The organism is Neobacillus vireti (assembly GCF_036962345.1).
GTDB classification, from domain to species: domain Bacteria; phylum Bacillota; class Bacilli; order Bacillales; family Cytobacillaceae; genus Neobacillus; species Neobacillus vireti_A.
The window spans coordinates 66,815-75,528 of sequence record NZ_JBALNB010000021.1; the positions used below are offsets into that span (position 1 = coordinate 66,815).

Consider the following 8,714-nt stretch of genomic DNA (forward strand, 5'->3'; position numbering starts at 1 on the left):
AATGGTACAAGGTTCGGCAAGTACTAGAGCCTGATAGATAACCAGGAGGTAAGGATATATGAAAAAGTCAGTTTTAGGGTTAACCGTTGCGGGTGTATTACTTCTAGGGGGATATGCAACAACGGCATTTGCAAATGATGAAGGTACCACTAGCACAGGATCAAAGGTTCAAAATGTGATGATGGGGTTTAAGGGGATGTTTGGATTTGGGCATAGAGGGAATGTAGATTCAGATGCATTACTAGACAAAGCCAAAGATTTAGGAATTGAAACAAACGGCAAGGACGCGGAAACATTAATGCAGGAAATGCAAGAATCACTCATTAAACAGGAAGCAAAGGACCTAGGAATCTCAATAACGGATAAAGACTTGACTACTCTTGCAGGAGAAGTTCAATTAGCAAAACTACAAAAAGAGGCTAAATCTTTGGATATCACGACGGATGGAAAGGAATCCGCGACACTTCGCCAGGAAATCCGTTTAGCGGAACTTAAGAAGGAAGCTAAAGAGTTAGGGGTAGCTGCAGATGATAAAGATGCCCAAACCTTAATGCAGGATATCAGACAAGCAGAACTAAATAAGAAAGCGAAGGAGTTAGGAGTTTCAACCGATGGCAAGGATCTAACTACACTTTCTCAGGAAGTCTATACTGCTTCAGTGAAGAAAGAGGCTGCTGAGCTTGGAATAAGTATTGAAGGAAAAGAAATCAATGAAATTGCCCAAGAGGTATATAAGGCAAAGGTAAAAGCAGACGCAAAGGAATATAGTATAACGGTAGATGGTAAAACCATTCAACAAATTGCCGAAGAGGTTAACGAGAAGAAAGTAGTAAAATTAGCTAAAGAATTAGGAATTTCAACCACGGATAAAACAACACAAGAACTGATGGGGGAAATTAAAGAAAAGGACTCTGCTAAGTTAGAGGAGCTTCTAGGCGATAATGCATATGGAATGTTTGGAATGGGTAAAGGCGATTGCGGCATGGGCGGCTATGGACATAAAGGCGGCGGACATGGCGGTGGTATGCACCAAGGTAATGGTGAAATGAGTAACGTAGGTAAGATGGGACTTTAAACATTTTTTCTAAAAATCCTCGGTATAGGGCATCGAGGATTTTTCTAGTATAGTTAAATAGATAGGGGGTTTTGCAATTGAAAACCATTTTAGTTGTGGAGGATGAACAGACAATCTCTAGGGTACTGACTGTTTATTTACAGCATGCAGGTTACAAAGTGGTACAAGCCTACGATGGTGAACATGCATTGCAGTTATTTAATGAGCATGCTCCCAATCTGGTATTACTCGATGTTATGCTGCCAGGGAAGGACGGCTGGGGTGTACTAGAGGATATTCGAAAAATGAGCGCTTGTCCAGTGATTATGCTGACGGCTCTAGGCGATATTGATTACCGTTTAAAGGGCTTAAATCAGGGAGCGGATGATTATATCCCAAAGCCGTTTGTAGGCGAGGAAGTGATTGCTCGTGTCCATGCTGTCCTACGGCGTTCGGCCAATGTTCTGGATACAGAAAATAGTAAGCAATTTGGCAGTTTAAAAATAAATCTGAATTCCCATGTTGTCACCATAAATGGAGAAGAGGTCATCTTAACACCTAAAGATCTCAGCTTGCTCATTTTTTTAACCGAAAGACCCAATCGAACGTTTACCAGGGATGACCTAATAGAGAGTGTATGGGGGATGGATTATGAAGGCAGTGATCGTGCGGTAGATTTGGCGATAAAACGAATACGGCAAGCGTTGAGTGACTGGCCTTCCTCACAAGGCGAAATCCGTACCCATCGCGGATTGGGGTATCAATTCTGTGTTTATGAAAAATAAAAAGAGAACAACCTTACTTAAATTTTGGACAACAAGATATCTTGTTACACTTGTTATTGGTTTAATCCTATTGGGGGCCGGTTCTTTGTGGTGGATCCAAAAAACAACCCTAGAAAATCGACTGAAATTAATCGAATATTTAGCAGTTGAAACCGCAAATCGTGTGATTCAGTCACACGGAATGATGGAAGTTGATCCATTTTTCAATCGAATGCTGGAGGAAAGAGCGAGAGTCCTTCAATTAGAAAAAGAGCCGGAACTTTTTATTACAGATTTGAATGGAGAAGCGATTTTTTCAAGACCGCGTCATATGGGACCAGGGCGCATGGGTCCAAAAAGTCAAAGCAAAATAGATATTCCAAGCGGAGTTTTTGAAAAAGATGATACCGTCCAAAAGCTGGATATAGATGGTATTGGTATCATGTATGCTGTTAAATCTCCCATTATGGAAAACGGAAACCAAATCGGCTGGGTTGTATTAATGCAAAGTAAGGATGAATTATCTGACGTAAATCAAGAATATCGATTATTGATTGTCCTCTTAGTTGGTTTAGGTCTATTGGGGTGGGTTGTGATTTACTTGCTATCTAAAAAAATCCTCAAACCTATTCTAGAAGTGGCTCGAGCTGCCACTCAGATTAAAGAAGGTAATTATGATTTAAACTTAAATACTGAATCGAATGAACAGGAGATATATGAACTTGTCAGCTCCTTTACAGAAATGACGAATCGATTATTACAGCTAGAAACGCTTCGAGCTGAATTATTAGCGGGTGTTACCCATGATTTAAAAACACCTGTCACGTCTATTAGCGGTCTTGTTCAGGCAGTTCGTGATGGGGTCGTATCTGGGAATGAGCGGGATGAATTTCTCGACATAACGCTAAAAGAAGTGAACCGTCTGCAAACAATGATTTCAGATTTATTAGATTTTAATTCTTTAGCCGCAGGGGCTTTTTCAATCAGACCCGAACCCTGCAATATGAATGAGCTGGTTCAGAACATTGTTCGTGAATGGGCGGTCACACAGGCAAGACCGATTGACTATCACGTCAAATTGCCTGATGGTGTGGTGTATCGTACGATTGATCCCTTACGATTACAACAAATCATGATTAACCTTATAAACAACGCCTCACAATCCCTTGATGGCGGGGGGTTAATTACCATTGTTCTGACGGATAATTCAATCGATGTCAAGGATACGGGGGCTGGAATACCCGAAAGAGAGCAGCCGTACATTTTTGAGCGTTTTTTCCGCGGGGAAAAGAAAAAACTAAAGGTGAGAGGGCTTGGTTTAGGTTTGCCATTCAGTAAAATGCTCGCGAAGGCTCTTGATGGGGATTTGTTGCTAAAGGAAAGCAGCACCAGCGGCAGCACCTTTTCAATACTTTTTGAAGGAGAGACGCATTAATTTAAAAATACGATAAAAATTGGCAAACGAAAACGCATGAGAGTTTGCATTTCTTAGGAGCAAGGGATGAAGAATAGTCCTAAGAGGTGAAAAGCAAGTGACTGTAATTACAACCTTTAAAGAGAAGCGCCGTGATAAACAATTAAAATACGAGCGGTCCGTATTGAAGGACTTATCTGTTAAAACCTTAAAAGAACGAGTACAGCAATACTTTGGCTCATCAAGAATTGCACAAAGCTTTGTTATGAATTCTGGGATAGAAGAAGCCTGCTACGATGTAGCGTTAGAAGCTTATTTATTAGGAGCCAAATTTAGCAAATTTGGTTATTACGGTGAAGGTATAGATGAAGTGAGAAAACGTTGTTACCGAGAAGAAAAACATCTGATTGATACCCTTTACAATTTTCTCCTTTATTGGGGAAATGGCGAAGAAGGAGTCATGAGTGAATCGCTTTATTACTCCTGTGAGGGCTATATAGATGTTTGGTGGAAAGAAGGCTATGAAAATGGTCAAAGACGCAGGAAATTACGATTACACTGACTAAATATGCTTGATTCAAACGCCAAGGTGAGGGAAATACCCTTTCCTTGGCGTTTGCTCTGTTCCTTCTTCCTGTTCTAATCCGTCCCTTTGTCCCATATAGTTTAGTGAATAGGGACGAGCGGGAAGGAATGATTTTGTGGCGAAGAAAAAGTTAAAGGTCATTGGATTTTCTGTTGGTTTGCTTCTTTTATTTCTGATTTTACAATATGATTTTGTTAAAGAAGACACCCTGGGTGATTCATGGAGTTTACCCCTGTCAGGCAAAATCATTTTGCTTGATCCGGGTCATGGAGGTCCAGATGGGGGTGCAGGGGATTCCAAAGCTTTGGAGAAAGACATTGCCTTGGATATAACCTTAAAAGTCAGAGATTATTTGCAGCAACAGGGAGCTTTAGTAATTATGACCAGGGAAACCGATACAGATTTAGCGGATGAGGATACAAGAGGATATAGCAGAAGGAAAGTGGAAGACTTAAAAAAGCGGTTAAAGATGATAAACGACTCTGATAATGACTTATTTGTCAGCATCCATTTAAATGCCATTCCGTCAGCCAGATGGAGTGGAGCACAAACCTTTTATGCGCCTCATTTCAAAGAAAATACAAAGGCAGCAAAATTTATTCAGGATGAGCTGATTGTCAACTTAGAAAACACAACACGAAAAGCAAAGCCGATTAGTTCGGTATATATTTTAAAAAATGCAAAAAAGCCAGGTGTTTTGGTGGAGGTTGGCTTCCTTTCAAATCCAAAGGAAAGAGCTCAGCTAAAAAAGGATGCCTATCAGGAGAAAATAGCGATTTCAATTTATCAAGGAGTTGTTCGCTACTTTACGAATGAAAAGGAATTGAAGGTGGAGGATTAAGGAAGGTGTAGGGCACCTTCTATTTTTTTGTATTTTTTTAAGAAGTGATTCATTTAACTGTTTACACTCTTGATTATGGTATACTTAAAACTGGAAACGAATTCATTAGGTGAGGTGTTTGTTTACATGTTAACAGAAGTGAAAATCCGAGAAGTTTTAGGCAATTTAAAAGAACCTTTTTTACATAAAACATTAGCAGAATTAAATGCTATTGAAGAAATAAAAATCAAAGAAGAGAAAAAACATGTCAGCGTGAAATTACAGATCGCGAAAACAGGTACATCTGAACAATTACAATTGCAAACACAAGTGGTTACTCTTCTTAAAGAGGCAGGTGCGGAAACGGTTGGAATTCGATTTAGTGAGCTTCCTGAAGCAGTGCTTGCTGAACACCGTCAGGCTTCAAGTGAAACAGAGGAAAAAGGATTACTTACGTCTAAGGAAACCACGTTCATTGCCATTGCTAGCGGAAAAGGCGGAGTTGGTAAATCAACGGTGTCTGTTAACCTTGCAGTAGCCCTGGCACGTCTAGGTAAAAAAGTTGGTTTAATCGATGCAGATATTTATGGATTTAGTGTTCCGGATATGATGGGAATTACGAAAAGGCCAGTAGTTAGGGGAGAAAAAATCCTTCCTGTTGAGCGTTTTGGTGTTAAAGTCATTTCGATGGGATTCTTTGTCGAGGACAATTCTCCAATCATTTGGCGCGGTCCAATGTTAGGGAAAATGCTAAATAGTTTCTTTAATGAAGTAGAATGGGGAGAAATCGATTATTTACTATTAGATTTACCACCTGGAACAGGGGACGTTGCCCTAGATGTTCATACCATGCTTCCTTCCTGTAAAGAAGTAATTGTCACCACTCCACATCCAACGGCTGCTTTTGTAGCGGCACGTGCTGGTGCGATGGCATTACGTACAGACCATGAAATTATTGGGGTTATTGAAAATATGGCTTATTTTGAAAGTAAGGTAACGGGAGAAAAGGAATATGTATTTGGTAAAGGCGGCGGTGACAAATTAGCCGAAGATTTAAATACAGAAGTTCTTGGCCGTCTGCCGCTCAATCAGCCTGATTGGAATGATGATGACTTTGCTCCATCCATCTATCAGGAAGATCACAAGTTAGGAAAAATATATATAGAAATTGCCGAAAAAATTACCAGTGTATTGAAAAAATAATCAAGGGAAAGCCTCTTCCGAATGTAGGAAGAGGCTTTATTCTATATGGTTAACTACTTAAGACCCGCCTTCTTTTTCCCCGCCTTTGCCTTCTTCTTTAGCCTTTGTTTCTTCTGCTGCCTTTAAAAGTAATTCCTGAATTTTTATTTGGTATAGTGGGCTTTCGATGGTTTCTGAAATTACCTTTTGAAGATGTTCTCTGTATTCTTTACTTTTTAGAGCGTCTGCCATTTCTTTTTGAATTTCAGGCTCTTTAAACACTTCAATCATCATACCTCGATACTCAGGATCATTCATCAAATCCTTCAGAAGGATTTCATTTTCAGATCTCATGCTTTTGGCAACGCCCTTAGCGAATTCCTTATCACTGAAGGTTTTTTTCCAAAACTCTGTAGCATTCTCAGAGGTAAGGGTTTGTTGAATCGTATCAGCTACTACCTTCTGGTCCATAACCAACGTTTCCTTCATCTTTTCATCAGACATTACTTCCTGAATTGCTTTCTTTCCGTCATCCGTTTTTAGGATATCAACCACCATTTTCTTTGTGGCTTCATAATCTATTTGCTCTCCGCCACTTGCTTCCGGCGAAGCACAACTAGCTAAAAATATGGTGATAAGCAAGAGGAGAATTGGTTTTTTTCCTTTCATTTTAAAAGCTCCTTTCACATAGGAATCCTTAATTTTTAGGATGAAGAAAAGAGCCTTGGATTATGCGTGAAGAAATTGAAAAGATGGATTTTTTATATTTGGATTGGTACAATCAGATTGGAAATTTATTTTTTATTATTGGGGGATAATGGTGTGACGAGTCGGATTTGGGTTAGGCTGTTTATGACCACGCTATTAATTGGCGCAATTACAACAGCAATTGCTGGTTTTATTATCAATTGGAATGAATATGTGCATTATTTTATTGATTTCAAAATTATTAATATAGTATCCGCCCTTTTTTGGTTTATTCTTTGGGGCGTTCTTTATAGTGTTATTAGTCAAATGGGCTATTTTGCCTATCTAACTGTCCACCGCTTTGGCTTAGGTATCTTTAAATCCGTTTCACTTTGGAACGGAATACAAGTGGTCTTAATTTTATTTGTTCTATTTGACCTAGTTTATTTACGATATGTAACGTTTGCTAATTCAGGGGACAGTCTCCTGCCATATATCGGTCTAGCAGTCCTTTTGCTCATTCCGGGTTTAGTCACAGCATGGTTTAAGGCGAAGCAAACAAATCGTGAGGCTTTTGTACCAGCCCTCTTTTTCATGGTTGTTGTAACGGTTATAGAGTGGTTCCCTGTGTTACGTGTAAACGAACAGAGCTGGGTATATCTCATGTTGATTTCCTTATTAGCTTGTAATGCTTATCAATTATTAATTCTTCATAAATTAAATTTGAAATCCCAGCAGGAAAGACAAAGAATCGAGAATAATCGACAAAGCAAAAAAAAGTCAAATGCTTCAAAGAGGTCAAGCAAAAAACCGTCCCTATAATTTCAAGGACGGTTTTTTAATTGATATCATTTTATTTCTTTTGATTCAACAGAGCCATTCGCGATCATTTCTGAGACGGATACAAGTTTCAATCCTTTATTGCGCAGTTCTTGGATAATCCCTGGTATAGCTTTTGCTGTTTGCTTTGCGGAATCAGACGCATGAAGAAGAACAATATCCCCTTTATCCGCCTTCTTGACGTTTGCAACAATTTGATTTACTCCTGGATTCGTCCAATCCTTGGAATCAATACTCCAATGAACAACCGTATAACCATATCGTTCTGAAATTTTTAACGTACGCTCATCAAAATGACCCGTAGGTGCACGAAGGAGCTTAATATCCTTAATACTTAGCTTATTAAAGGCATCTTTAGCTTTTGAAATGTCTTTTCCGATGTTAGCTTCCTCTAATTCAGTATAATCCTCATAGGTATAGCCAAGAATCCCAACTTCGAACCCTTCCTTAACGATACGGCTGACAATATCAGGGTGTCTCTCAGCCCATGAGCCTGCTAAAAAGAAGGTTGCTGCTTTTACATTCTCTTTTTTTAGTGCATCCAAAATTGGTTCTGCCTTTTCATCTCCCCAGCCAATATTAAAGGTAAGGGCAATGTCCTTTTCTCCTCGGTATACTGCTTTAGGCCCATCTTTAGTAGAAAAGACTGGCGTTAACGACAGGTTCCCCATGAAGAGAAACAGCGCAGTAAAAAATGCAATAACGACAACCAACAAAATTTGCTTTACTGATTTACCATTCAACACAAAAAAGAATTTCACTTTAACCACCTCGTCCATTGCTAACCTTGTCTCATAACTATGCGTTCAATTTAGTGAATATGATTAAGAAAAAAATTATAAATTTCACCTTTTTGGAAAAGACTACAATAACTACATATTTTCATAAAGGGTGATTCAATGTTTGGGCTTCTCATAAATGATAAAGAAGTAAAAGAAATGGAATACCTTATTAAACGTGAAATGGATGAAATATTATTTGATTTAAGAGATGATCGTATTGACCATGTAGTAAAACGGGCAATGGAGGAACGATATAAGATATTGTTCACTCTATTTAAAAGAGTAGCCTCACCGGCAGAGTGTTTAAAATATATGAGAAAAGATAATAGAGGGAGAAAAAAAGGATAAAAAAGTTTAATGAAAAAAGAAAAGATATTTTTAAAAATACCGTTGACTTTTTTATTTGAGGTTGGTATATTAATAAGCGTCGCTGCTGACGTGTGAAAAAAACTTTTCGAAAAAGTTGTTGACTTCTACAGCGCAGTGATGTTATATTAATAAAGTCGCGTTTGAGCGGCGGACGAATTCTAGGATGAGATTCATCGCAGGGTTCAGTGAGATAGCTTTGTTCTTTGAAAACTAAAC

At 38.8% G+C, this 8,714-nt stretch carries 10 protein-coding genes; 8 read left to right on the forward strand and 2 right to left on the reverse strand.

Going from position 1 to position 8,714, the window contains the following annotated elements; all coding sequences use genetic code 11:
* Positions 1 to 58: 58 nt before the first annotated feature.
* The 6 genes from V7108_RS24200 (at position 59) to V7108_RS24225 (ending at position 5,841) form a co-directional block, all read left to right on the forward strand.
* Positions 59 to 1,075, forward strand: coding sequence for a hypothetical protein (locus V7108_RS24200; RefSeq protein WP_335513365.1), 1,017 nt, complete (start codon positions 59 to 61; stop codon positions 1,073 to 1,075).
* 77 nt (positions 1,076 to 1,152) lie between these two features.
* Complete coding sequence (locus V7108_RS24205; protein ID WP_335513367.1) at positions 1,153 to 1,839, forward strand: response regulator transcription factor; 687 nt, start codon at positions 1,153 to 1,155, stop codon at positions 1,837 to 1,839.
* Positions 1,829 to 3,253: a sensor histidine kinase gene (locus V7108_RS24210; protein ID WP_335569647.1), complete on the forward strand. Its 1,425-nt coding sequence runs from the start codon at positions 1,829 to 1,831 to the stop codon at positions 3,251 to 3,253. The genes V7108_RS24205 and V7108_RS24210 overlap by 11 nt, the downstream gene beginning before the upstream one ends.
* Positions 3,254 to 3,350: 97 nt before the next feature.
* Positions 3,351 to 3,794 carry a YbaK family protein gene (locus V7108_RS24215; RefSeq protein ID WP_335513371.1) on the forward strand — a complete coding sequence of 148 codons (444 nt, stop codon included), beginning with the start codon at positions 3,351 to 3,353 and terminating at the stop codon, positions 3,792 to 3,794.
* 139 nt (positions 3,795 to 3,933) lie between these two features.
* Positions 3,934 to 4,659: an N-acetylmuramoyl-L-alanine amidase CwlD gene (gene cwlD, locus V7108_RS24220; RefSeq protein ID WP_335569644.1), complete on the forward strand. Its 726-nt coding sequence runs from the start codon at positions 3,934 to 3,936 to the stop codon at positions 4,657 to 4,659.
* 126 nt (positions 4,660 to 4,785) lie between these two features.
* Positions 4,786 to 5,841: an Mrp/NBP35 family ATP-binding protein gene (locus tag V7108_RS24225; RefSeq protein WP_335513374.1), complete on the forward strand. Its 1,056-nt coding sequence runs from the start codon at positions 4,786 to 4,788 to the stop codon at positions 5,839 to 5,841.
* A gap of 57 nt (positions 5,842 to 5,898) precedes the next feature.
* Here the strand turns inward: V7108_RS24225 and gerD are convergent, their stop codons facing one another.
* Entirely contained in the window at positions 5,899 to 6,489 is a 591-nt protein-coding gene (gene gerD / locus V7108_RS24230) for a spore germination lipoprotein GerD (protein WP_335513376.1), read from the reverse strand.
* 153 nt (positions 6,490 to 6,642) lie between these two features.
* On the opposite strand from gerD, the gene V7108_RS24235 reads away from it, so the two are divergent.
* The gene (locus V7108_RS24235; protein WP_335569645.1) at positions 6,643 to 7,329 is read left to right on the forward strand and encodes a KinB-signaling pathway activation protein; all 687 of its coding nucleotides are present in this window, start codon (positions 6,643 to 6,645) and stop codon (positions 7,327 to 7,329) included.
* 26 nt (positions 7,330 to 7,355) lie between these two features.
* Here the strand turns inward: V7108_RS24235 and pdaB are convergent, their stop codons facing one another.
* Positions 7,356 to 8,108, reverse strand: coding sequence for a polysaccharide deacetylase family sporulation protein PdaB (gene pdaB / locus V7108_RS24240; RefSeq protein WP_335569646.1), 753 nt, complete (start codon positions 8,106 to 8,108; stop codon positions 7,356 to 7,358).
* A 138-nt stretch (positions 8,109 to 8,246) separates the two neighbouring features.
* Between pdaB and V7108_RS24245 the strand changes: the two genes are divergently transcribed.
* Complete coding sequence (locus V7108_RS24245) at positions 8,247 to 8,477, forward strand: hypothetical protein (RefSeq protein WP_335513382.1); 231 nt, start codon at positions 8,247 to 8,249, stop codon at positions 8,475 to 8,477.
* Positions 8,478 to 8,714: the final 237 nt, after the last annotated feature.

Bases quoted from the DNA above. Each gene is read 5' to 3' on its own strand.
- gerD (WP_335513376.1), bottom strand. From the start codon at position 6,489: ATGAAAGGAAAAAAACCAATTCTCCTCTTGCTTATCACCATATTTTTA.
- V7108_RS24200 (WP_335513365.1), top strand. From the start codon at position 59: ATGAAAAAGTCAGTTTTAGGGTTAACCGTTGCGGGTGTATTACTTCTA.
- V7108_RS24225 (WP_335513374.1), top strand. From the start codon at position 4,786: ATGTTAACAGAAGTGAAAATCCGAGAAGTTTTAGGCAATTTAAAAGAA.
- V7108_RS24210 (WP_335569647.1), top strand. From the start codon at position 1,829: ATGAAAAATAAAAAGAGAACAACCTTACTTAAATTTTGGACAACAAGA.
- V7108_RS24245 (WP_335513382.1), top strand. From the start codon at position 8,247: ATGTTTGGGCTTCTCATAAATGATAAAGAAGTAAAAGAAATGGAATAC.